Below are 21,122 nucleotides of genomic sequence, written 5' to 3'. Positions count from 1 at the left end.
CGATGCTGCTCACCATCGATGTCCGGAATACGAGCATCGAGCTCGGATTGTTCTCGGGCAGTGGTAATCACGCGAAGTTGGTGCGGCACTGGCGGATGCATACCAATCCGCTGCTGACCGCGGACGAATTCGCCATGCAGGTGCGCGGATTGGTCGGTGCGCAGGTGGAGGAGATCGTCGGAGTTTCGGCATTGTCCACGGTGCCGCCGGTACTGCGCGAGATCAGATCGATGCTCACTCGCTATTGGGATCATGTGCCGCATGTGGTGGTGGAACCCGGTGTGCGAACCGGTATTCCGCTGCTTGTGGACAATCCCAAGGAAATCGGCGCGGACCGCATCGTGAACACCCTTGCGGCCCATCATCGTTTCGGTACGGCCGCGATTGTGGTGGATTTCGGGACGGCCACGACCGTCGATCTGGTATCGGCCAAGGGCGAGTTTCTCGGTGGTGTGCTCGCGCCGGGTGTGGAGATCTCCAGCGAGGCGCTCATCGAGCGTGCCGCATTGCGCCGGGTGGAGTTGGCGCGGCCGCGTTCGGTGGTCGGCAAGAACACCGTGGAGGCCATCCAATCCGGCGCGATATTCGGTTTCGCCGGTTTGGTGGACGGCCTGATCGATCGGATTCGCGATGAATTCGACGCATTCGCCGGTGACGATGTCGCGGTTGTCGCGACCGGGCACACCGCGCCGTTGATCGTGCCGGAATCGGAGACCATCGACCACCACGAGCCGCATCTCACATTGACCGGATTGCGCCTGGTCTACGAGCGCAATCAGCGCCGTAAGGGTGCCTGATATGCCGACCCGGGGTGCTCGCGCATGACCAGCCACTTTGCCGCCGGTTTCTGCGCTGCTACACTCGCACCCGTGTATTCCCGCGTGAGCACCCAGGAGTGTTGTCGAGGCTGACCTGCCTCGACCGATCGAGGCTGAGCAAGTCCCTCGACCGTTGACATACTTCTGGAGATTCGCTGATGCGTTCTTCTGTTCTTTCCCTCGATTCCGCGCGTAATGCCCTTTCGGCCACCCCGCCGCTTGATCGCGCCGTCTCTTCCGCACTACCCACCCGCCTGCGTCCGGCCGATCTGCTGCGGCTGACCGACGAGGGCGCCGAAGACGTACTCGCTGGGCGCTACGACCATCTGTTGCCGGCCAACGGAATTTGGCCGACCGATGAGCGCTGGGCCACCCGGCTGCTTTCCGACGACGAGGTCGATGTCTGGCTGATCAGCTGGACTCCCGGCAAATCCACCGAATTGCACGATCACGCCGGCTCGCTCGGCGCGTTGACCGTGCTCAGCGGTGCGCTGTCGGAATTCCGCTGGAACGGAACGGAACTGCGCCGACGCACCCTGATCGCGGGTGATCAGGCCTCGTTCCCCATCGGCTGGGTGCACGATGTGATGCGCGCACCAGCTGCGGTGGAATCGGCCGGGCCGCTCGATCCGACGCTCAGCGTGCATGCTTATTCACCGCCGCTCACCGCCATGTCCTATTACGAGGTGACCGGCCACGGCACCCTGCGGCGCTCCCGAACCGTCCTCACCGACCAGCCCGAAGGTGACATGTGATGACCCGTTTGACCATCGATCAGATGCTCGACAACGCGCGGGCCCGCTTGAATCGGATCTATGCCTTCGAAACGCCGCGGGCGCTGGATCGGGGCGCGATGCTGGTCGATATCCGGCCGCAGGCGCAGCGCGCGCGTGAGGGCGCACTGCCGGGCGCTCTGGTGATCGAACGCAATGTTCTGGAATGGCGTTTGGACCCGTCGAGTTCGGCCCGGCTGGCGCTGGCCACCGATCACGATGTGGAATGGATCGTCGTCTGCTCGGAGGGCTATACCTCCAGTCTCGCCGCGGCGGCGCTGCAGGAACTCGGTCTGCATCGGGCTACCGATGTGATCGGTGGCTATCAGGCATTGAAGGCGGCCAGTCTGCTCAGTGTCGGGGTTCGTGCGCCGCACTTCGCCCGCGAGGTCGAGGCGCTGGCAACACTGTAAATTCGGGCCGAACCACTTCCATCTCGAAACATACGGGCGCGCAATGGTTTTCGTAGGATTGCCGGAGCGCGCCCGCTATTCGTGATGCCGAACAAGGCCGCGAAACAGGACATGAAGGACTGTTTCGGGCGCGACTGATTCGTTAGCGGTCGGTCGTGCCCGGGCGGCCCGCAAATCGATTTCCGGTGCCCGCTAGTGTTGTCGAACGTGAGCAACCCGAACACGCCTTCATCCGGTCGCTCCGCGGGTTCGGTTCCTGCGGGGCAAGCCAACCGTTCCGCGCCCGCCGCGGACGACGTTCCGGAGCAGATGCGGATTCGGCGCGAGAAGCGCGAACGGATGATCGCCGATGGTGGTGAGGCCTATCCGGTGGTGGTGCCGCGCACACATACTCTCGGCGAAATTCGGGCCGCCTATCCGGAGCTCGAGCCCGACACCCAGACCGGTCTGCGGGTCGGTGTGGTCGGACGCGTCATTTTCCTGCGCAATACCGGCAAGCTGTGTTTCGCGACGCTGCAGGAGGGCGACGGCACCAAACTGCAGGCGATGATCAGCCTCAACGGTGTGGGAGCCGACGCACTGGCGGCCTGGAAGGCCGATGTGGACCTCGGAGACTTCGTTTTCGTGCGCGGCGAGGTGATCTCCTCGCGGACCGGTGAATTGAGCGTCATGGCCGATTCCTGGGCCATGTCGGCCAAGGCACTGCGGCCGCTGCCGGTGGCGCACAAGGAGATGAACGAGGAGTCGCGGGTACGGCAGCGCTATGTGGATCTGATCGTGCGTCCCGAGGCCAGGGAAATGGCCAGGACCAGGGTCGCGGTGGTGCGCGCGATGCGCAACGCGCTCGAGCGCCGCGGCTTCCTCGAGGTGGAGACGCCGATGCTGCAGACGCTGCACGGCGGTGCGGCGGCGCGCCCGTTCGTCACCCATTCCAATGCCCTCGATATCGATCTCTACCTGCGAATTGCGCCCGAACTGTTCCTCAAGCGGTGTGTGGTCGGGGGGCTGGAACAGGTCTTCGAGATCAACCGGAACTTCCGTAACGAGGGGTCGGACTCCACGCATTCCCCGGAGTTCGCAATGTTGGAAACCTATGAGGCATACGGCACCTATGATGACTCCGCGCGGATGATTCGGGAATTGGTGCAGGAAGTTGCCGAGGAGGTCTTCGGCACGCAGGTGGTAACCCTCGCCGATGGCACCGAATACGATCTCCGTGGCGAGTGGACCACGGTCGAGATGTACCCGTCACTGTCCGATGCACTTGGTGTATCGGTGACTCCGGAAACTTCGATCGAGGAATTGCGTGCACTCGCCGATCGGGTCGGACTGGAAATTCCCGAGGACAAGGGCTATGGCCACGGCAAACTTGTCGAAGAACTCTGGGAGCACCAGTATGGTGACAAGCTCTACGCCCCGACTTTTGTGCGCGACTTCCCGGTGGAGACATCACCGCTGACCCGACAGCATCGCAGCAAGCCCGGAGTTACCGAGAAGTGGGACCTCTATGTGCGCGGCTTCGAGTTGGCAACTGGCTATTCGGAGTTGGTCGATCCGGTGATCCAACGCGACCGGTTCGTGGATCAAGCGCGCCTTGCCGCACAAGGTGATGACGAGGCCATGGCACTCGACGAAGACTTCCTCGCTGCGATGGAGCACGGCATGCCTCCGACCACGGGTACCGGTATGGGAATCGATCGGTTGTTGATGGCACTCACGGGATTGGGAATCCGGGAAACGATACTGTTCCCAATTGTGCGTCCAGTCACTCGCTGACGATCGGATTGCATAGCTCAGCCCTCGTCTTGGAATTTTTCGAATTCGGGGTATTCTTGCCTCGGGTAATCGGCCTAGTATGCGGGTCGCACGATTTCGAGAGGACGTTCATCTCATGGCAAAGAAGGTCACCGTTAGCCTGATCGACGATGTCGATGGTGAGTCCATCGCGGACGAGACCATTGAGTTTGCGATCGACGGTGTGTCGTACGAGATCGACCTGTCGTCGGCAAATGCGGCGAAGCTGCGCGACGGCTTGGAAGAGTGGGTTTCGAGTGCTCGGCGGGTGAGCGGTCGGCGGCGGGTCAAGGCGGCGGTTGCTGCTCCTGGAGCCGCAAAGAGCCGGGTCTCGATCGATCGTGAACAAAGCGCGGCAATTCGCGAGTGGGCGCGCCGGAATGGACACAAGGTGTCCGCGCGGGGTCGTATCTCGGCCGACATCACCGATGCGTACAACAAGGCCGCGAAGGGCTGAGTTCTTATTTATTTGGGCCGCCGCCCGGGCAAATCGTGCGACGCCCGGGCGGCGGTCGTTTGTGATAGGCCTTCGATATGGGGAAGGTCAGCAGTCGAATCGATCTTGCTCGCGGTACCAGGACGCGGCACCATGGAACTGTGCGAAGGGCGTCACTGGCGGTATGGAGAGATGAGGTATCGGCGCAGTGACTGGTTTCGTCGGATCGCTGTTGCGATTCACTGATGACTCGGGTCGGCAGCAGGAGTTCATGCTCACCCCGGACCAGCAGCGCGTCACCATCGGGCGTTCCCCGCAGGCCGATCTGGCGCTGTGCTGGGACGCGGAGGTCTCGCGCCTGCATGCGGCGGTCGAATATCTCGGTGCGCACTGGACGATCGTCGATGACGGCCTGTCCCGCAACGGCACCTTCGTCAACGGGGAACGGCTGGTCGGGCGGCGGCGGCTGATGGCGGGCGATCGGATCCGGGTCGGTACCTCGCTGGTGTCGTTCCACGATTTCGGTGGCGTTGTCGATGATGCGACACGGACCTCGACCGGCACTATTCCCACGCTGCGCTCGCTGACCGATACCCAGCGCGCGGTGCTGGTGGCGCTGTGCCGTCCATATAAGAACGGTGCCGGTTTCGCGACGCCGGCTTCGAATCAACAGATCGCCGAGGAATTATTCCTGAGCGTCGATGCGATCAAGACTCATCTGCGGGCACTGTTCGCCAAGTTCGGTGTGGAAAATCTGCCGCAGAATCAGAAAAGAGTCCGACTGGCCGGTTTGGCCATGCAGAGTGGATTGATCTCCGACCGAGACTTGTGAAGCCGTAGGGCGTGGACGCTCGCTTAGGTGGCCGAGCGCTTGAACCATGGCTGGTCGCGACGGTTGCCGATGTACTTGAAACATCACCGGACGAAGTAAATCGGACCAGGTCCGGGTTTCTAGGCAGGAGAAATTCATGTTCGCGCTACGACTCGCCGCGCTGGTGGCGGCCACTCTCGCGACCGGCTTGATCGCGGGCGTTTTCTACGCTTATGCGATATCGGTGATGCCCGCGCTGAACCGCACCGATGATCGCGCGATGATCGATGTGATGCAGAAGATCAATGTGGTCATCATCAACCCGTGGTTCATGCTCGGATTCCTCGGTACCGTCGGTTTCACCCTCCTCGCGGCGGCACTGCACCTGGGCAAAGAACACCGCACTACCTTGATCTGGCTCGCTGTCGCGTTGGCGCTGAATGTGATCGCCTTCGCGGTCACCTCCGGATTGAATGTTCCACTGAACGATCAACTGGCGGCCGCGGGCGATCCGGCGCAGATCGGCGATCTGGCAAAGGTGCGTGCCGATTTCGAATCAGCTTGGGTCCGTTGGAATATTCTCCGTGCGATTCTGCACACGCTGGCCTTTTTGGTGCTCACCGGGGCGCTGTTCGTGGCCGGTATCCAGCACGGCCGCGCGCATGCTGCGGGTTCGGTTGGTGCACAGCAAGTTTCGCGAGTTCAGTCGATGCCCGGCGTCGGTCCGCAGACCGCCGGTCAGCACTACCGGGCACCGATCATGGCCCAGCAGTACGGATTCGGGCCCTCTGGTGCGCAGCGAACTGGTGCGCATTCCCTCGCATAGGAATTGACCGAGGTACCTGCTAGTTCTATGCCGCCGTCGGCGGGTCGATCAGCGATCGGCTCGCCGACGGCGGTTTCGGTATGCGAACTGCGAATCCGTCAGATCGGACTACATTCTCGCGGGCGATTACGCGGCAGACACATCCAATTCCGCGATGCGGGCCACCATCGGGCGCGAGGCCGCGGGAATGCGCCTGACGGGCCGTCTGGGGGCCGAAAACGGTCAGCTACCGGACGCTGGCCGGGCCTGTCCTGCCGCGCAACCCGGACGGCAATCGTGCACTGTTGCGCGGTCTTTCCTGCGGCGGCCAGCACGCCGGCGCACTGGCCAGCGCGGACCGGTCGCGGCAATTGCGCGAGCGCGGGGCCGGCACGCCGCGAGCCGCTGTCAACGTCGGCTCGCCCGCCGATACGACAACGTGTTCCAGTAGGCCCTCTACAAAGCGAGGGCCGTACGTCTCCCGAATCGACGCCGGTAAGTCGCATCCTGCGGACGGTCGAAACACTGTCGGCCGCATTACCGGTGAGTATTGCGAGGGGAACTGGATTCGTAGCGGACTTGCTCGAACTGCCCTCCGGGTGGCGATAAGTTGCGCTACGTTCTGGAACACGTTCCAGACTCGGAGGTCTTCATGCGGCGTGTTTCCGGGTCCGCGCTCGTCGTTGCCGTGCTGGCTGTGCTGTGGATTGGTGCGGGTGGTAGTGCGCAGGCCGAGTATCCGGTCGACTACAACTTCTTTGCCGGAATTCCGAACGAGCTGGTGAATCACGGTGGCTCGCTGCCGGGGGCGAATGATTGGGGGTGTCGGCCCAGTGCGGAGCATCCGAATCCGGTGGTGCTCGCGCACGGTACCGGTGGTGGGGCGCAGACGAATTGGGGGCTCTACGCGCCGCTGCTCGCGAACGAAGGTTACTGCGTCTTCTCGCTGACCTATGGCGCCTACGATCTCCCGTGGCCGATCTCGGCGGTGGGCGGGATGCTGCCGATCGAGCAGAGCGCGGTGCAGTTCGGTGCGTTCGTGGATCGGGTGCTCGCGGTGACCGGGGCGAGCAAGGTGGATGTGGTCGGGCATTCGCAGGGCACCGTAATGCCGAACTACTACGCCAAGCGGCTCGGCGGTGCGGACAAGATCGATAAATACGTATCGATCGCACCGGCCTGGCGCGGTACCAATGCGGGTGGCGGTGCGGATGTGGCCGCGTTCGCCGACCGGCTCGGCGCCGGGCCCTACTTCCAGGCGGCGGCGGGTTCGCTGTGCCAGGCCTGCACCGAGCTGTTGCGCGATTCGGCCTTCCTGCGGGATCTCAACAGCGACGGCGTCTACGTTCCCGGCATCACCTACACCAACATCATGGGCAGCCTCGACGAGATCGTCGTCCCGTACGACTCGGGCTTCGTGCCGGGGCCGAACACCACGAATATCGTCGTCCAGGACGGCTGCGCGTCCGATTTCTCCGAACATCTGGCCATCGCGGGCAGTCCCCGCACCGCCCGCTTCGTGCTCAATGCCCTCGATCCGGGGCATGCGCGCGAGGTGCCGTGCGAGTTCGTCCCGCCGTTCACCGGCTGACACCCACGACTGGGAAGCGGCAACCGGCGATTTCGCTGAGGGCAAAACCCGAGCGGAAACGTATCCCGCAACAAGCACGTTATGAGTGAATGACCATGCTGTCGCTGGTCCCCAATAGGGTGGACTGGAGGCGGCGTAATCCCCGGCCAACTAGAGTGGAGTCCGGGGCCGCAACCCCCGGGCTTCATGGCAGGCTGACGCCACAGAAGCGTCGGACGCCAGAATGTCGGAGCAGGAGAGTGAGGGAGCGATGTTCGAGAGGTTCACCGACCGCGCGAGGCGCGTCGTTGTCCTGGCCCAAGAAGAGGCCCGGATGCTTAACCACAACTACATCGGCACCGAGCACATCCTGCTTGGGTTGATCCACGAGGGCGAGGGCGTAGCGGCGAAGTCGCTGGAATCCCTTGGTATTTCGCTGGAGGGTGTGCGCAGCCAGGTGGAGGAGATCATCGGCCAGGGCCAGCAGGCTCCGTCCGGTCACATCCCGTTCACCCCGCGAGCCAAGAAGGTGCTGGAGCTGAGCCTGCGCGAGGCGCTGCAGCTCGGCCACAACTACATCGGCACCGAGCACATTCTGCTCGGCCTGATCCGTGAGGGTGAGGGTGTCGCGGCGCAGGTGCTGGTGAAACTGGGTGCGGACCTCAACCGGGTGCGCCAGCAGGTCATCCAGCTGCTGTCCGGATACCAGGGCAAGGAGCCGGTGGAATCCGGTTCGCGCAGCGAGGCGGGCACCCCGTCCACCTCGCTGGTGCTCGACCAGTTCGGCCGCAACCTCACCCAGGCCGCCCTCGAGGGCAAGCTCGACCCGGTCATCGGCCGCTCGAAGGAAATCGAGCGCGTCATGCAGGTGCTGAGCCGCCGCACCAAGAACAACCCGGTCCTCATCGGCGAGCCCGGTGTCGGTAAGACCGCCGTGGTCGAGGGTCTGGCCCAGGCCATCGTCAACGGTGAGGTCCCGGAGACGCTGAAGGATAAGCAGCTCTACACCCTCGACCTGGGTTCCCTGGTCGCGGGCAGCCGCTACCGCGGTGACTTCGAAGAGCGCCTGAAGAAGGTGCTCAAGGAGATCAACACCCGCGGCGACATCATCCTGTTCATCGACGAGCTGCACACGCTCGTCGGCGCGGGTGCCGCCGAGGGCGCGATCGACGCCGCTTCCATCCTGAAGCCGAAGCTGGCCCGCGGTGAGCTGCAGACCATCGGTGCCACCACCCTCGACGAGTACCGCAAGTACATCGAGAAGGATGCCGCCCTGGAGCGACGCTTCCAGCCGGTGCAGGTCGGCGAGCCGACGGTCGAGCACACCATCAATATCCTCAAGGGTCTGCGCGACCGCTACGAGGCGCATCACCGGGTCTCCATCACCGATGGCGCGCTGGTGGCCGCCGCGACGCTGGCCGACCGCTACATCAACGACCGGTTCCTGCCGGACAAGGCGATCGACCTGATCGACGAGGCCGGTGCTCGCATGCGCATCCGTCGCATGACCGCCCCGCCGGACCTGCGCGAATTCGACGACAAGATCGCCGATGCGCGCCGGGAGAAGGAAAGCGCCATCGACGCGCAGGACTTCGAGAAGGCGGCGCGACTGCGCGATAAGGAAAAGCAGCTGGTCGCCAAGCGCGCCGAGCGCGAGAAGCAGTGGCGCTCCGGTGACCTGGACGTCGTGGCCGAGGTCGACGACGAGCAGATCGCAGAGGTGCTGGCCAACTGGACCGGTATCCCGGTGTTCAAGCTCACCGAGGAGGAGACCACCCGTCTGCTCCGCATGGAGGACGAGCTGCACAAGCGGATCATCGGCCAGGAGGATGCGGTCAAGGCCGTCTCCAAGGCGATCCGCCGTACCCGCGCCGGTCTGAAGGATCCGAAGCGTCCCTCGGGCTCGTTCATCTTCGCCGGTCCGTCCGGTGTCGGTAAGACCGAGCTGTCCAAGGCGCTGGCGAACTTCCTGTTCGGCGACGATGACGCGCTCATCCAGATCGACATGGGCGAGTTCCACGACCGCTTCACCGCATCGCGGCTCTTCGGTGCCCCGCCCGGGTACGTGGGCTACGAAGAGGGCGGCCAGCTCACCGAAAAGGTGCGCCGCAAGCCGTTCTCGGTCGTTTTGTTCGACGAGATCGAAAAGGCACATCAGGAGATCTACAACACCCTGTTGCAGGTCCTCGAGGACGGTCGTCTCACCGACGGCCAGGGACGTACGGTCGACTTCAAGAACACCGTGCTGATCTTCACCTCGAACCTGGGTACCTCGGACATCTCCAAGGCGGTCGGCCTGGGCTTCACCCAGTCCAACGCCGAGGGGTCGAACTACGAGCGGATGAAGCTCAAGGTCAACGACGAGCTGAAGAAGCACTTCCGGCCCGAGTTCCTCAACCGCATCGACGACGTGATCGTCTTCCACCAGCTCACCACGGATCAGATCGTGGAGATGGTGGATCTGATGATCGGCCGCGTCGCCACGCAGCTGAGGAACAAGGACATGGAGATCGAGCTGTCCCCGCAGGGCAAGGCGCTGCTTGCCAAGCGCGGCTTCGATCCGGTGCTCGGTGCTCGGCCGCTGCGCCGGACCATCCAGCGCGAGATCGAGGACCAGCTGTCGGAGAAGATCCTCTTCGGCGAGATCGGTGCGGGACAGACCATCGTGGTCGATGTCGAGGGCTGGGACGGCGAGGGCTCCGGCGAGAACGCCAAGTTCACCTTCACCGGCAAGGCGAAGCTGACCAAGGCGGCAGCGACCGAGGAGAAGCCGGAGGTCGTGCTCACGGGTGCGGGCGAAGGCACCGCCGAGGCAGCTGGCGAGTAAGTCGCAACGGCTAGAAGATGCCGCCCACCGGAAATCCGGTGGGCGGCATTTTTCGTATCAGCTTGTGAACCGGGCGAGTGCCGGAGCGAAGGCTTCGGCCAGTTCGCCGGGGACGATCAGTTCATCTATGCCGTACTTCTCCCTGCGATATTCGAGCACCTCGGCCACGGCCGCCGGATCAGCGTCGAGCACACCCGCCGATCCGGCTGCACGCAGTCCGTCCGCGGTGAGTCCGAGCCGCTTGCTCAACCAGAACGGCAGTTCGTCACCGATGCCGACCAGTTGATGGGTGAAGCGCACATCGCGATCGGTATTGTCCCGCACGATCCGGACCATCTCGGCGAGATCGGATTCGGTGGCGTCCGGTCCGGCGGCCAGCAGCACGCGATCGGCGAAATCCGCTGCAACGGTGAGCATTCGAGGACCGTTCGCGGCGACGACGATCGGCGGCGCCGGATTCACCTGTTCGCGAACGGCATGCGCGGTGGCGATGAGTTGCTCGCGCCGCTGGGCCGCCGAACCCCAAGGCATACCGAGCCGCTCGGCCTCGGCACTCGCATCGGGACGCCCCGACCCGATGCCGAGTTCGAATCGTCCGTCCGAGAGCAGTTGCAATGCGGTGGTTTCGCGTACGGTGGCGGCCGGATTGCGCAGGGGCGCGGCTAGGACGTTCGGGCGCAGTCGGATGGTGGTGGTCACCGCGGCGGCAGCCGCGAGTGCCGGGAATGGGGAAGCGGTGTTCAGGGTGTCCGGCAGCAGGATCGTCCGGTAGCCCTGTTGTTCAGCGCTTTGTACCGCGCGAACCCATTCGGCTCCCGATCGCGGGGTGATGACGATGCCGAAGGTCATGCTCATGTGTGTTCTCCCGTGACTCGGGTCGAAGAATCATTGGTCGGAATGAGGCCGTGTGTTGACCGGCGATTTTTCGGGCAGACATGCCGTTGCGGTGCCCGCTGCTCAAAAGAGGGCGGGACTATCCGCCTCAGGTGGTGGGAGTTTTACCGCTGCGCGGCTTGCCGTCGCGTTCGCGCAGCACCGCCAAGCGACTCCGATATTGATCCTCGGTGATCTCGCCGCGCGCGAATGCGATACGCAGCGCGCCGATTCCGCTCTGACGGCCCCAGAACCGTCGTCGCGCGAATATGAAGACGACGATGATGGTGGCCCCGAACAGCAATGGGAAGATCCAGAAGAACGGCCAGGGATGCCATCCTCCGTCATAGTGATCGGCCAAGAAGGTCATGGCCTCGGGTTGGGTAAAAAATGTTCATGCCCTAACCCTGCGCCCGACACTCCCACCGGGACATCGGCCTGCCGACGACATTCGCCCTACGTCTGCGCGCGTATTCCCCAGCGCAGTCCTGCGCCTCGTATCGGTAGTGCTACAGCAGTGTTGGAAGAGTTGGTAAGGATGCGCGCCGCCTCGCATAACCACTGGGCTCCTCGCACACGCCTGTGCGAGGAGCCGGGAAGTCAGGCGAGAGCGGCGTCGAGGGTGATGTTGTCGACCCCGGCCAGGGCCTTGCTGACCGGGCAGCCCGCCTTGGCCGCGGCCGCGGCGGCGGCGAAGCCATCGGCGTCCAGACCGGAGACCCGGCCGCGGACGGTGAGTTTGATGGCGCTGATGCGGAAGCCGCCGTCCGGATCCGGGCCGAGGGTCACATCGGCAGTGACGTCCAGGCTCTCGGTCGTGCCGCCGGCATTGCCGATCTGGGCCGAGAGGGCCATGGCGAAGCAGGAGGAGTGCGCCGCCGCGATCAGTTCCTCGGGGCTGGTGGTGCCGTCGGCATCGTCGGCGGCACGTTTGGGGAAGGAGACGTCGTACTTGCCGACACCGGAACTGGCCAGCTCGACTTGGCCGGAGCCGTCCTGCAGGCCTCCGGTCCAAGCGGTGCGCGCGGTACGTGTGGGCATCACGATCCTTTCGAAGATGTGTGAATCACAATTCGCAGTCGAACCTACCCCCGCCGCCCCAGCGGCGCGTGCGAAGGCCAGCCCGAATCGAGCGCCGCGCTGGACAAGTGGTCAGGCGGGCTCGCCGGTGTGCTGATCGAGTTGCTCGAGTACCAGCGGCCAGGCCTGTGAGTGCCGGTCGCGGGCCGCTTCATCGGCAAACCCCGCGTGCGCCAGGCGAAGTCGAGTGCCGGAGTCGATCGGCATGAGCTCGACCGTCACCATGGTTTCCGCGCCCTCGGTGCCACCGGCCCCGGTCACCCAGGTCAGCTCGACGATCTGGTCCGGAATCAGACGAATGAACCGTCCGTAGTGCGGGCTGCGCATGCCCTGGTAGTCGGTTTCGAAGAAGAACGGCGTGTTCACGACTGGGCGCATGAGGACCGAGCCGGGGGCCGCGAACCAGTGGTCGAACCGCTCGGTCCAGGCCAGGTACAGCGCCGATGGCGGCGCGGTCATCGTGCGCTCGACCTCGAGCCCGAAGGGACGCGACGATAGATCGGGTACCCGCACTGGTTCGAACATGCTTCGGACTGTACCGCCGGACCTGCTCACTCCGGATTGGTGACGCGCGCCAGCACGATGCCGCCGAGGATCAGCGACAGCGCCAGCAGCCGTCCGGCGCTCATCGGATCTTTGTTGATCACCACACCTAGGCTGATCGCCCCGACTGCGCCGATTCCGGTGAATACCGCGTACGCCGTGCCGACCGGCAGCGTCTGCATGGCCCGCGAGAGCAGGTACACCGCGACCGCGCCGAGCACGAAGCAGATGAGGGTCGGGACCGGGCGGGTGAAGTTCTGCGTCGGTTTGATGCTCTGCGACCAGATGATCTCCACCAGTCCGGCGATGCCGAGAATGATCCAGTTCATCAGTGGACCTTGGCCAGCTCACGCATGGATTCCATTGCGGCCGAATAGGACTCGTCATGCTTGCCGCGCAGATGTGCCAATGCCGGGTCCTGCCTCGAGTTGGCGAGTTCCGCATTGACGAAAACGGTATCGGTGACGGCGAAATGGCCCGCGAAGAAATCGCGCAGGTAGCGCTCTTGGTGGTCGAACGCGGCCTTCGGGGCGCCGGGCGCGTAGGCGCCCCCACGTGCCGAGACGACGACAAAACGCTTGTCGCCCAATGACATCCGCGGGAAGGTGACCTGATCGAGCCAAGCCTTGAGTGCGGCCGGGATCGAGTAGTTGTACATCGGGGTGCCGATGAGAATCACCTCGGCGGCCAGCATCTCGGTCAGCAGCGGCTCCACGATCGCCCAAGCGGCGCTCTGTCCCGGCGTGCGGATCAGTTCGGCGAGGCGATGTAGGTCGGTGCTGGGTTGGGCGAGGACGGCATCGCATAGTTCGGTCCATGCCTCGTCGATGAACGGCACGGGCTCGGCAGCCAAATCGCGATAGATGTAGCTGCCGTCCGGATTCTCGACGCGCCATGCCTTGGCGAATGCCGCGCTCAGTTCCCGGCTGATGGAACGACGTCGGGCGCTGGCATCGAGATGCAACAACGTGCTCATGATTTCTCCCGTAAATTTAACTGGACACTTTGTCCGGTTGATACGGTACGGACAACCGGACGCAATGTCCAGTTACTGGGAATATCGAGTACAGTCGGGATCATGAACAGTGATATAGACCTGCTCAGCGGGCATGCGGCGGCGCCGACCGAGCGCGCGGACGCGGCCCGCAACCGGGCCAAGGTGCTCGCCGCGGCCGCCGAACTGTTCGCAACGCGGGATCCGCGCACCGTCACGATGGACGACATCGCCAAGGCGGCGGGGGTCGGGCGCGGCACGCTGTATCGCCGTTATCCGGATACGAATTCGATCGCCGTCGCACTGCTCGACGAACACGAACGCGCTCTGCAGGAGCAGTTGTTGCGCGGTGCGCCGCCGCTGGGTCCCGGCGCGCCACCCGCCGAACGACTCGCTGCGTTCTATGCCGCCATGGTCGAATTATTGGACCAGCACGCGGATTTGGTGCTCGGTGCCGAGACTGGCGGCGCACGGTTCGCGACAGGCGCCTACGGCTTCTGGTTCGCGCACGTCCGGTCGCTCTTGGTGGCAGCCGGTGTCGGTGAACCGGACGCCATGGTCGATTCGCTGCTCGCGCCGTTGGCTGCCGAGGTCTATCAGCAGCAGCGGACACGGGGGCTCACCTCCGCGCAGATCGCGGCGGCGCTGGCCGAATTGGCCCGTTCCGTACTGTCGGAGAATGCGCCGAACCGTTGACGAACTGCTGTCCGCCAACGGTTTTCGGCTACTGAAACGTCAGGCCATATCGCGTCGCCGCACCAGCCACATCGTGCCCGCCGCGAACAGTGCCACGTACACCAACAGCGCGATGAGCGACTGAGCCCGCGGCAGGATATCGAGCACACCCGGCGTCGAAGGCCCGTCGACGGTCCGCATCGCACCGGCCATCGAACCCGCCGCCGTACCCGGCAGATGATCGGTGAGCACCTTGATCGGACTGAAGATCGCCGCCACGCCGCGCAGCAGATTCTCCACCACCAGCACCCAAACCAGCCCGAGCCCGACGGCCAGTGCCGGACCGCGCGCGATCGCGCCGATCATCGCACCGGCGAGCGTCCACATGCCGAGAATCGCTGTGCCGGTGATGATTCCGTTCACCGCCTGCCCCAGGCCGGGCAGTGCGAGCGACTGCGACTGGGTCATCGCGATTATCGACGCGACCCCGACATCCGCCACGAATGCGACGCACACCAGCCCGATTACCGTGACCGCCAGGCTGACCAGCGCACCGCCGATGGCATTGTTTCGCGACGGACCCTGGGTGAGCACGGTTTTCCAAGTGCCCCAGCCGTAACCGCTACCGATGGTCAATGCGCCGAGAATGAGCATCAGCGCGCCACCGAACATTGCCATGCCCTGGGTGAAGACCTCCGGCACCGCGGCGGGCAACATCTGGTGCAGCAGCACGTCTTTGGGCACGCCGTTCGACATCGTCTTCATATCGCCGGAGGAGTAGGCGAGGTAGTTGAAGAGGTAGGAAAAGGTGAGATTCAGCAGGATCCAGGTGCCGAGAATGATCCAGAATGCGGGCCACTTGCGCAGTCGCAGCATTTCCGCTTTCGTGCTTGCCATCAGGTCTTTCCCGATCATTTCACCGGCTCCAATCGGGTCATTTCGAAGAACACTTCTTCAAGGGACTTTTCGTCGGTCCGCAGTTCCAGCAGGTCCGCGCCCGATTCGACGACCGCACGCGCGACCACCGGGGCGCTGGCAGCACCCGCCTCGATTCGAATTCCACCCGCGGTCAACATGGCCGAGCGCTCGCCGACCACGCGGCGTACCGCGGGAAATGCCACCTCCAGCGGTTCGGCGCGCAGCAAAAGCGAAGAGGCGCCGCGCAATTCGGCGACGGTGGATTCGGTGAGCAGTTGTCCGCCGGAGATCACCCCGACGCGGTCGCAGATCTCCTGGACCTCGCTGAGCATGTGGCTGGACAACAGCACCGTGTGACCATCACCGGCGAGAGTCGTGATGAGCTCCCGCATTTCGGCCATGCCCTGTGGGTCGAGGCCATTGGTCGGCTCGTCCAGAATCAGCAGATCGGGACGGCCGAGCAGGGCCGCCCCGACGCCGAGGCGCTGCTTCATGCCGAGGGAGTAGCTGCGGAATTTATCGTCGGCGCGATTGGCGAGGCCGACGAGGTCGAGTGCGTGCTCTACCTCGACGGGCTCGATGCCGCGGTATTTCGCGAGTACCCGCAGGTTGTCGCGGCCGGTGAGGTACGGGTAGAAGCCGGGGCCCTCGATGAGGACGCCGATGCGGCGCACCACAGCCGGATCGCCGGGGGTATGCCCGAGCACGGTGGCGGTGCCCTCGGTAGGACGGATCAAACCGACGAGCATCCGCAGCGTGGTCGTCTTACCCGCACCGTTCGGGCCGAGGAAGCCGTAGATCTCGCCGGGCGCGACATTCATATGCACGCCGTCGACGGCTGTATGCGTGCCGAAGCGTTTGGTCAGCCCTGCGGTGACCACGATGGAATCTGTCATGCACCGAGAATCCGCCCCCGACCAGGGGGGACACATCCGTCGCGCGGCGATGCTCGGCGTACGTAAAGCGGCCTACGAAAGACCGTGAAAGCGGCCGTGAGGACTGATGTCGCCCAGCATATGCTCCGGTCACCGCAGCGGTGCCGACGATGTGCATCAGCGCGGCGTATGCGCCGCCACCGTCGCGGAGCGAGGGTGTTCGGGAATGCCCAAATCCTGGACGTCACCTCGACTGACGGCCCGTGACGCGACCATGTGAGGCCGCGATCGGAAATATATTCGGGGGAGGAGGGCGGGCATACGTAGCGCGGCGGACGTCGTGACGCGTCCGGGCTAATAGGCTGCACATGTGACAGCGCCAGGGGAATCGAAACGTGGCCCGGTCGTTCAGGACTGGGTGCTCGCGCTCGTCGTCGCGGTGATACAGATCGGTGGGGGACGCAATGCCAACCTGCGCCAGACCGGAGTGCACTCACTCGACGCGCTCGGCTATGTGCTGTTGCTCATCGGACCGGTGGCGCTCTTGCTACGCCGTTCCTACCCGCTGCCCGCGCTGCTCGTGACGATCGCGACCTGCGCGGTGTATCTGCTGCGCGGCTACGGCTACGGCCCGATTTTCGTTTCCCTGGTGATCGCATTCATCAGCGCCGCGATCGTCGGATCACGCTGGTGGACATATCCGCTCGCGCCGATCGGCTATCTCGTGCTGCTGTGGCCGCTGCCCGCGCTGGTCGGGCATCCGGCCGACCCGTGGCTGGCCTTCGGCATGATCGCCTGGCTGGGGATACTGGTCGCGATCGCCGAGGGTATCCGTCAGCGCAAGGCAGTGCTTGTCGCCCGAAGGCAGCGGGCCGAGGCGGCGCGTCGCGATGAGGAGGCGCAGCGGGAACGGCGAGCCAGTGAAGAGCGGCTTGCGATCGCGCGTGAGCTGCACGATGTCCTGGCGCACAGTCTTTCGCTGATCAATGTTCAGTCCTCGGTGGCGTTGGAGCTTTTCGCCAAGAAACCGGAACAGGCCCAATCTGCGCTCGCGGCGATCAAGACGGCGAGCAAGGATGCGTTGGTCGAGGTGCATACGTTGCTGCACGCGATCCGCAACGGTAGCGCGGCCGAAGTGCGCGACTCCGATGTCGAGCTCGAGACCGAATCAGCGCCTGCGCAATCGCAACGGGCCCAAGGCAATTCTGTTGCTCGCAGCGTCGAGGATCGGCCGTCCGCGCCGCGGAGCCCGGCTCCGAGCATCCAAGACTTGGACGCACTGCTGCAGCGCACTCGCGCGGCTGGTCTCACGGTCGACACCCGCATAATCGGCACCGCACACAAGCTGCCAAGCGTCGTCGATGTGGCGGCGGCCCGCATCATCCAGGAATCGCTGACCAATGTGGTCCGCCACGCACCCGGCGCGCCGGCCGCGGTGACCATCCGCTACGCCGCCGATTCGGTCGAGATCACCATCGACAATGCTCGCGCCACCGGCACACAATCGAAGTCCGGGGCCAGCGGCGGCAATGGCATTCTCGGCATGCGCGAGCGCGCCCACGCCCTCGGCGGCCAGCTCATCGCCGGTCCCCGGCCGAGTGGCGGATACCGCGTGGTGGCTCGGCTACCGTCCCAGGTGGGGGCTCAGGAGGAGGCGCGATGAACGCGGGATCCCGTGGCAATTCGACAGGTGGGCCGGTTCGGGTGCTTGTTGCAGACGATCAGGCGCTTGTGCGCGGCGGTTTCGTCGCGCTGCTCGACGCGCAGGACGGCATCGAGGTGGTGGGCGAGGCCGACAACGGTGAACAAGCCGTCCGCATGACCCGCAGTCTGACCCCGGACGTGGTCCTGATGGATATCAGAATGCCCGTTCTGGACGGACTTGCCGCCACCCGAATGATCGCTGAGGATCCGAAACTCGCCGAGGTGCGGGTAGTTGTTCTGACCACCTTCGAACTCGACGAATACGTCTTCGAAGCGATGCGCGCGGGGGCAACGGGGTTCCTGGTCAAACACACCGAGCCCGCTGATCTCGTCCGCGCTGTCCGAGTCGTCGCCGCGGGTGATGCCCTGCTCTCGCCCGGCGTTACGCGCCGCCTCATCGCCGAGTTCTCGGCCCACGCCAAACAACCCCCGCCCGCCGCCTTCACCGAGTTGACCGACCGCGAGCGCCAGGTGATGACCCTGGTAGCCGAGGGCCTCACCAATGCCGAAATCGGCGAGCGCCTGTTCATGAGCCCCGCCACCGCCCGCACCCATGTCAGCCGCATTCTCATGAAACTGGACGCGCGAGACCGCACCCAACTCGTAGTCATGGCCTACGAATCCGGCATGGTCCGACCCCGCTGGCAATAATGCTGTCGCGCACCCGGTGACTACCGCGCTACCAAATAGCCTGTGCGAGCGTGTCACTACCGTTGCGACACCAATGCCCGGAAGTAGCGGCGGGCACTCGGGTGGTACATGGCGGGGATGGCAATCAGGACGGCGACGATGTGGCCGGTGCGCAAGGTTCCGATGATCACCGCTGACGCGGTGAGGTTGTCGAATAGGTCGCTGATCTGCTTGGCGGACAACGTGGCTGCCAGTGGTTCGATTATCAGCGAGGCCAGGCCGATCACGCCGATGCCAACGGTGAGCACCGTCCTGGCCCAGCGGGCACCGCGCGCCATCCGGACGGCCACGCCGAGAACCGCCAGATAGATTCCGCCGCGAATAGCCAGACCTGTTGCAAGCGAGCCGATATCGGCGTTCGGACGGTCCAATTGCACGGCAGTGTAGGCGATGGCCTCGCCGACGCCGCATAGCAGCGCGATGACAAGTCCGGTGAATGCCACGGCAACCGAGCGTGGTCGGTCGTTTCGTAGCCGTACGGAAAAGGCAGTGCCGGTCATAAGACCAACACTGCCTTTCGCGGTCCGGACTATGGATCAGCCCGCGGTAGCAACTGAGGCTCGTACCGGAGTGCTATCGCGCATGGCGAATTCGGTGAGTGCCGCGAAGCCGAGGCCGAGGCAGGCCCACAGAGTGGCCGTCTCGCCGAGCGATGTCGCACGGAATTGCCACAGCAGCACAGCCGGGAAATCGTCGTTCACCTCGTTGACGCCGGGCAACAGGACGTACCCGAGCACGACAATGAGCACGAACGCCGCGACCCCGGCGATCAGCCGGACCGTACCCAGTTGCGCGGCAAGCAGTTTGTAGACGAACAGCCCGATGCCGACCGCAGCCAGGCCGAGTAGCACCGCTGCGACCCACAGCAGAGTGCGCTGGTTGATGGTGTCCGGTTCACCAACGGCGGGTGGATTGGCCGGGTATTTGAAGAACGGCACCGCGACAATCGCGGTCCAACCGGCCAATGCCAATCCGAGTGCGAGCTTGGGCCCCGACAAGCTGGTGTACCGCCGGGCGAAATAAGCGACCGAAGCGAAGATCGCCCCGAGCGCGAGCCCGGCAAGCCCGAGAGCAAGGAACTGCCCGAACTTCTGTCCGGAACGGCTGACCAGCGCTTCTTCCTCGTCGCCGTGCGTATGCGCGGCTGGTTCGTTGACGTGCTCGGCCGCGTGTTCTCCAGCGGAATCGGCTTCTTCGATGGAGATGGCGGCATCGATCTTGGGTTCGCCGACGAAGTAGCCCACTGTCGCAGCCAGCAGACCGGCGATGAGGCCGGCCAGCAGGCCACGGAGCAGCAGGGTCTTGAGGGATCCGATCAATGGCACGGCACACCGAGCAGGTGACGTCCGTCGTGCATGAGCTCATGCAGGTACATCCCGCTGCGCGAGATGACGCCCTGGTCGAAGCCGACCAGGTACAGCGTGAGCAATGCGAGAAGAACGACGCCCACCGCGATGAGCAGCGTGCCGAGTGAATCAGTTGCCCGACTCGGTGAATGCGCGATAGCCATTCGAGTCCTCCTAGGGATGCGCGTCCCGTGAGTTGTTCGGTGCGAAGGTGCCGGTGTCTGGCTTTCCGGCACCAAGGACTCGGTGCAAGAACACAGTGGCGCGACCGCTTCGGAATTTCACCGAATTACCGCGTCACCCTCGCGTTTGTCATTTCGAACTGTGACATCCGTTCGCACCCGCCGTCAACACGGCGGGCAACTTGCCCAGGCCGGGATGGGCGAGTCGCGCGCCGCGTCTGTGTCCAGCGGTTTCAGGAAGCGGACTTGGCCGCGACGTCCAGCACGACCTCGAACTCCAGCAGCGAGGCACCCGTGGAAACCGGCTTCTGCCGCTCGCCGGCGTGCGCCTCGCGCGCGGGTCCGTCCCGCCACGCCGCGAACGACTCCTCCGAATCCCACTGGGTGACAACGAAGTACCGGTTCTCCCCGGCCACCGGACGCAACAACTGGAAGCCGAGGAAACCCGGCGAGCCCTCGACCGCATGCGCGCGATGGGCGAATCGCTTCTCCAACTCGGGGCCAGCGCCCTCCGGAACCTCGATCGCATTGATCTTCACAACAGCCATGGCTCCGACGATACGTCCGTGCCAACCGGGCACCCCGCGGCGCATGCGGGGTAGACCATCGGAGGTGAGTCGATTGCGAGACTCTGCGATGACGGCTCTTACGAGCGAGGAGCTCGCGTGCGAGTCGTCGAAGCGCCTGTGACGAAGTCACGGGACTCGCCTTCCCGCATGCGGGCAGTAGGTGCCGAACGTCCCGTTCCAGCAACCACCACGGAGCTGTCTTACGTGCGATGTTCGCGGCCCGTCTCGCGTCCGAGCCGTCGAAGCGCCTGTGACGAAGTCACGGGACTCGCCTTCCCGCATGCGGGCAGTAGGTGCCGAACGTCCCGTTCCAGCAACCACCACGGAGCGAGTCTTACGTGCGATGTTCGCGGCCAGTCTCGCGTGCGAGTCGTCGAAGCGCATGCGCCGCAGGCGCGAGTCTCGACGGCTCGGACGCGAGACACC

Annotated in this window: 24 protein-coding genes and 1 riboswitch; of the genes, 12 read left to right on the top strand and 12 right to left on the bottom strand. The window is 64.5% G+C overall.

Features of this window, described 5'->3' with window-relative positions; translation table 11 throughout:
• Positions 1-2 precede the first annotated feature (2 nt).
• The 9 genes from ACQP2U_RS39875 (at position 3) to ACQP2U_RS39835 (ending at position 10,247) form a co-directional block, all read left to right on the top strand.
• Positions 3-797, top strand: a complete 795-nt coding sequence (locus ACQP2U_RS39875) for a type III pantothenate kinase (RefSeq protein WP_433712331.1) — start codon at positions 3-5, stop codon at positions 795-797.
• A 179-nt stretch (positions 798-976) separates the two neighbouring features.
• Positions 977-1,573, top strand: a complete 597-nt coding sequence (locus ACQP2U_RS39870) for a cysteine dioxygenase (RefSeq protein WP_433712330.1) — start codon at positions 977-979, stop codon at positions 1,571-1,573.
• Entirely contained in the window at positions 1,573-2,004 is a 432-nt protein-coding gene (locus tag ACQP2U_RS39865) for a rhodanese-like domain-containing protein (protein WP_433712329.1), read from the top strand. Before ACQP2U_RS39870 ends, ACQP2U_RS39865 begins: the two co-directional genes overlap by 1 nt.
• A gap of 309 nt (positions 2,005-2,313) precedes the next feature.
• The gene (lysS, locus tag ACQP2U_RS39860; RefSeq protein ID WP_433716740.1) at positions 2,314-3,780 is read left to right on the top strand and encodes a lysine--tRNA ligase; all 1,467 of its coding nucleotides are present in this window, start codon (positions 2,314-2,316) and stop codon (positions 3,778-3,780) included.
• Positions 3,781-3,895: 115 nt separating this feature from the next.
• Positions 3,896-4,255, top strand: a complete 360-nt coding sequence (locus ACQP2U_RS39855; protein WP_040686163.1) for a histone-like nucleoid-structuring protein Lsr2 — start codon at positions 3,896-3,898, stop codon at positions 4,253-4,255.
• A gap of 250 nt (positions 4,256-4,505) precedes the next feature.
• Positions 4,506-5,066: an FHA domain-containing protein gene (locus tag ACQP2U_RS39850; RefSeq protein ID WP_397034095.1), complete on the top strand. Its 561-nt coding sequence runs from the start codon at positions 4,506-4,508 to the stop codon at positions 5,064-5,066.
• 136 nt (positions 5,067-5,202) lie between these two features.
• Positions 5,203-5,871 carry a DUF1772 domain-containing protein gene (locus ACQP2U_RS39845; protein WP_433712327.1) on the top strand — a complete coding sequence of 223 codons (669 nt, stop codon included), beginning with the start codon at positions 5,203-5,205 and terminating at the stop codon, positions 5,869-5,871.
• A 631-nt stretch (positions 5,872-6,502) separates the two neighbouring features.
• Positions 6,503-7,441, top strand: coding sequence for an esterase/lipase family protein (locus ACQP2U_RS39840; protein WP_433712326.1), 939 nt, complete (start codon positions 6,503-6,505; stop codon positions 7,439-7,441).
• A gap of 250 nt (positions 7,442-7,691) precedes the next feature.
• Positions 7,692-10,247 (top strand): ATP-dependent Clp protease ATP-binding subunit, encoded by a 2,556-nt coding sequence (locus ACQP2U_RS39835; RefSeq protein WP_397033998.1) that lies wholly within the window; start codon positions 7,692-7,694, stop codon positions 10,245-10,247.
• A 57-nt stretch (positions 10,248-10,304) separates the two neighbouring features.
• Here ACQP2U_RS39835 and ACQP2U_RS39830 read toward each other — a convergent pair whose 3' ends face one another.
• The 6 genes from ACQP2U_RS39830 to ACQP2U_RS39805 all read right to left on the bottom strand — a co-directional run bounded on the left by ACQP2U_RS39830 (position 10,305) and on the right by ACQP2U_RS39805 (position 13,719).
• Positions 10,305-11,102, bottom strand: a complete 798-nt coding sequence (locus ACQP2U_RS39830) for an LLM class flavin-dependent oxidoreductase (RefSeq protein WP_433712325.1) — start codon at positions 11,100-11,102, stop codon at positions 10,305-10,307.
• 127 nt (positions 11,103-11,229) lie between these two features.
• On the bottom strand, positions 11,230-11,490 hold the full coding sequence (locus ACQP2U_RS39825; protein ID WP_433712324.1) for a hypothetical protein: 261 nt from the start codon (positions 11,488-11,490) through the stop codon (positions 11,230-11,232).
• Between the two features lie 230 nt (positions 11,491-11,720).
• Entirely contained in the window at positions 11,721-12,161 is a 441-nt protein-coding gene (locus ACQP2U_RS39820; protein WP_433712323.1) for an OsmC family peroxiredoxin, read from the bottom strand.
• Positions 12,162-12,272: 111 nt separating this feature from the next.
• Positions 12,273-12,725, bottom strand: coding sequence for an SRPBCC family protein (locus ACQP2U_RS39815; RefSeq protein WP_433712322.1), 453 nt, complete (start codon positions 12,723-12,725; stop codon positions 12,273-12,275).
• Positions 12,726-12,751: 26 nt separating this feature from the next.
• Positions 12,752-13,072: a DMT family transporter gene (locus ACQP2U_RS39810; RefSeq protein WP_433712321.1), complete on the bottom strand. Its 321-nt coding sequence runs from the start codon at positions 13,070-13,072 to the stop codon at positions 12,752-12,754.
• Positions 13,072-13,719 carry an FMN-dependent NADH-azoreductase gene (locus ACQP2U_RS39805; protein WP_433712320.1) on the bottom strand — a complete coding sequence of 216 codons (648 nt, stop codon included), beginning with the start codon at positions 13,717-13,719 and terminating at the stop codon, positions 13,072-13,074. The genes ACQP2U_RS39810 and ACQP2U_RS39805 overlap by 1 nt, the downstream gene beginning before the upstream one ends.
• Positions 13,720-13,821: 102 nt before the next feature.
• On the opposite strand from ACQP2U_RS39805, the gene ACQP2U_RS39800 reads away from it, so the two are divergent.
• Positions 13,822-14,433 carry a TetR/AcrR family transcriptional regulator gene (locus tag ACQP2U_RS39800; RefSeq protein ID WP_433712318.1) on the top strand — a complete coding sequence of 204 codons (612 nt, stop codon included), beginning with the start codon at positions 13,822-13,824 and terminating at the stop codon, positions 14,431-14,433.
• Positions 14,434-14,472: 39 nt separating this feature from the next.
• On the opposite strand, the gene ACQP2U_RS39795 is transcribed toward ACQP2U_RS39800, so the two are convergent.
• Positions 14,473-15,309, bottom strand: coding sequence for an ABC transporter permease subunit (locus tag ACQP2U_RS39795; RefSeq protein WP_433712317.1), 837 nt, complete (start codon positions 15,307-15,309; stop codon positions 14,473-14,475).
• A gap of 14 nt (positions 15,310-15,323) precedes the next feature.
• The gene (locus tag ACQP2U_RS39790; RefSeq protein WP_433712316.1) at positions 15,324-16,226 is read right to left on the bottom strand and encodes an ABC transporter ATP-binding protein; all 903 of its coding nucleotides are present in this window, start codon (positions 16,224-16,226) and stop codon (positions 15,324-15,326) included.
• A 349-nt stretch (positions 16,227-16,575) separates the two neighbouring features.
• Between ACQP2U_RS39790 and ACQP2U_RS39785 the strand changes: the two genes are divergently transcribed.
• Together ACQP2U_RS39785 and ACQP2U_RS39780 are read left to right on the top strand one after the other, a co-directional pair.
• Positions 16,576-17,868, top strand: coding sequence for a sensor histidine kinase (locus ACQP2U_RS39785; protein WP_433712315.1), 1,293 nt, complete (start codon positions 16,576-16,578; stop codon positions 17,866-17,868).
• On the top strand, positions 17,865-18,560 hold the full coding sequence (locus ACQP2U_RS39780; protein WP_433712314.1) for a response regulator transcription factor: 696 nt from the start codon (positions 17,865-17,867) through the stop codon (positions 18,558-18,560). The genes ACQP2U_RS39785 and ACQP2U_RS39780 overlap by 4 nt, the downstream gene beginning before the upstream one ends.
• A 56-nt stretch (positions 18,561-18,616) precedes the next feature.
• Here the strand turns inward: ACQP2U_RS39780 and ACQP2U_RS39775 are convergent, their stop codons facing one another.
• The 4 genes from ACQP2U_RS39775 to mhuD form a co-directional block, all read right to left on the bottom strand.
• Positions 18,617-19,042, bottom strand: a complete 426-nt coding sequence (locus ACQP2U_RS39775; RefSeq protein ID WP_433712313.1) for a hypothetical protein — start codon at positions 19,040-19,042, stop codon at positions 18,617-18,619.
• Between the two features lie 93 nt (positions 19,043-19,135).
• A complete protein-coding gene (locus ACQP2U_RS39770; RefSeq protein ID WP_433712312.1) occupies positions 19,136-19,924 on the bottom strand; it encodes a CbtA family protein in 789 nt (262 codons plus the stop codon).
• On the bottom strand, positions 19,915-20,109 hold the full coding sequence (locus ACQP2U_RS39765; RefSeq protein WP_040686176.1) for a CbtB domain-containing protein: 195 nt from the start codon (positions 20,107-20,109) through the stop codon (positions 19,915-19,917). The genes ACQP2U_RS39770 and ACQP2U_RS39765 overlap by 10 nt, the downstream gene beginning before the upstream one ends.
• Positions 20,110-20,140: 31 nt before the next feature.
• A riboswitch (cobalamin riboswitch) is annotated at positions 20,141-20,295 on the bottom strand.
• A gap of 65 nt (positions 20,296-20,360) precedes the next feature.
• On the bottom strand, positions 20,361-20,675 hold the full coding sequence (mhuD, locus tag ACQP2U_RS39760) for a mycobilin-forming heme oxygenase MhuD (protein ID WP_040686177.1): 315 nt from the start codon (positions 20,673-20,675) through the stop codon (positions 20,361-20,363).
• Positions 20,676-21,122: the final 447 nt, after the last annotated feature.

The organism is Nocardia sp. CA-084685, from assembly GCF_050955785.1.
Taxonomy (GTDB): Bacteria; Actinomycetota; Actinomycetes; order Mycobacteriales; family Mycobacteriaceae; genus Nocardia.
Note: the sequence above shows the minus strand (reverse complement) of the source record. Positions and strands in the feature narration are given on the sequence as shown.

Bases quoted from the DNA above. Each gene is read 5' to 3' on its own strand.
- ACQP2U_RS39875 (WP_433712331.1), top strand. From the start codon at position 3: ATGCTGCTCACCATCGATGTCCGGAATACGAGCATCGAGCTCGGATTG.
- ACQP2U_RS39870 (WP_433712330.1), top strand. From the start codon at position 977: ATGCGTTCTTCTGTTCTTTCCCTCGATTCCGCGCGTAATGCCCTTTCG.
- ACQP2U_RS39865 (WP_433712329.1), top strand. From the start codon at position 1,573: ATGACCCGTTTGACCATCGATCAGATGCTCGACAACGCGCGGGCCCGC.
- lysS (WP_433716740.1), top strand. From the start codon at position 2,314: ATGCGGATTCGGCGCGAGAAGCGCGAACGGATGATCGCCGATGGTGGT.
- ACQP2U_RS39855 (WP_040686163.1), top strand. From the start codon at position 3,896: ATGGCAAAGAAGGTCACCGTTAGCCTGATCGACGATGTCGATGGTGAG.
- ACQP2U_RS39850 (WP_397034095.1), top strand. From the start codon at position 4,506: ATGCTCACCCCGGACCAGCAGCGCGTCACCATCGGGCGTTCCCCGCAG.
- ACQP2U_RS39845 (WP_433712327.1), top strand. From the start codon at position 5,203: ATGTTCGCGCTACGACTCGCCGCGCTGGTGGCGGCCACTCTCGCGACC.
- ACQP2U_RS39840 (WP_433712326.1), top strand. From the start codon at position 6,503: ATGCGGCGTGTTTCCGGGTCCGCGCTCGTCGTTGCCGTGCTGGCTGTG.
- ACQP2U_RS39835 (WP_397033998.1), top strand. From the start codon at position 7,692: ATGTTCGAGAGGTTCACCGACCGCGCGAGGCGCGTCGTTGTCCTGGCC.
- ACQP2U_RS39830 (WP_433712325.1), bottom strand. From the start codon at position 11,102: ATGAGCATGACCTTCGGCATCGTCATCACCCCGCGATCGGGAGCCGAA.
- ACQP2U_RS39825 (WP_433712324.1), bottom strand. From the start codon at position 11,490: ATGACCTTCTTGGCCGATCACTATGACGGAGGATGGCATCCCTGGCCG.
- ACQP2U_RS39820 (WP_433712323.1), bottom strand. From the start codon at position 12,161: ATGCCCACACGTACCGCGCGCACCGCTTGGACCGGAGGCCTGCAGGAC.
- ACQP2U_RS39815 (WP_433712322.1), bottom strand. From the start codon at position 12,725: ATGTTCGAACCAGTGCGGGTACCCGATCTATCGTCGCGTCCCTTCGGG.
- ACQP2U_RS39810 (WP_433712321.1), bottom strand. From the start codon at position 13,072: ATGAACTGGATCATTCTCGGCATCGCCGGACTGGTGGAGATCATCTGG.
- ACQP2U_RS39805 (WP_433712320.1), bottom strand. From the start codon at position 13,719: ATGAGCACGTTGTTGCATCTCGATGCCAGCGCCCGACGTCGTTCCATC.
- ACQP2U_RS39800 (WP_433712318.1), top strand. From the start codon at position 13,822: ATGAACAGTGATATAGACCTGCTCAGCGGGCATGCGGCGGCGCCGACC.
- ACQP2U_RS39795 (WP_433712317.1), bottom strand. From the start codon at position 15,309: ATGGCAAGCACGAAAGCGGAAATGCTGCGACTGCGCAAGTGGCCCGCA.
- ACQP2U_RS39790 (WP_433712316.1), bottom strand. From the start codon at position 16,226: ATGACAGATTCCATCGTGGTCACCGCAGGGCTGACCAAACGCTTCGGC.
- ACQP2U_RS39780 (WP_433712314.1), top strand. From the start codon at position 17,865: ATGAACGCGGGATCCCGTGGCAATTCGACAGGTGGGCCGGTTCGGGTG.
- ACQP2U_RS39765 (WP_040686176.1), bottom strand. From the start codon at position 20,109: ATGGCTATCGCGCATTCACCGAGTCGGGCAACTGATTCACTCGGCACG.
- mhuD (WP_040686177.1), bottom strand. From the start codon at position 20,675: ATGGCTGTTGTGAAGATCAATGCGATCGAGGTTCCGGAGGGCGCTGGC.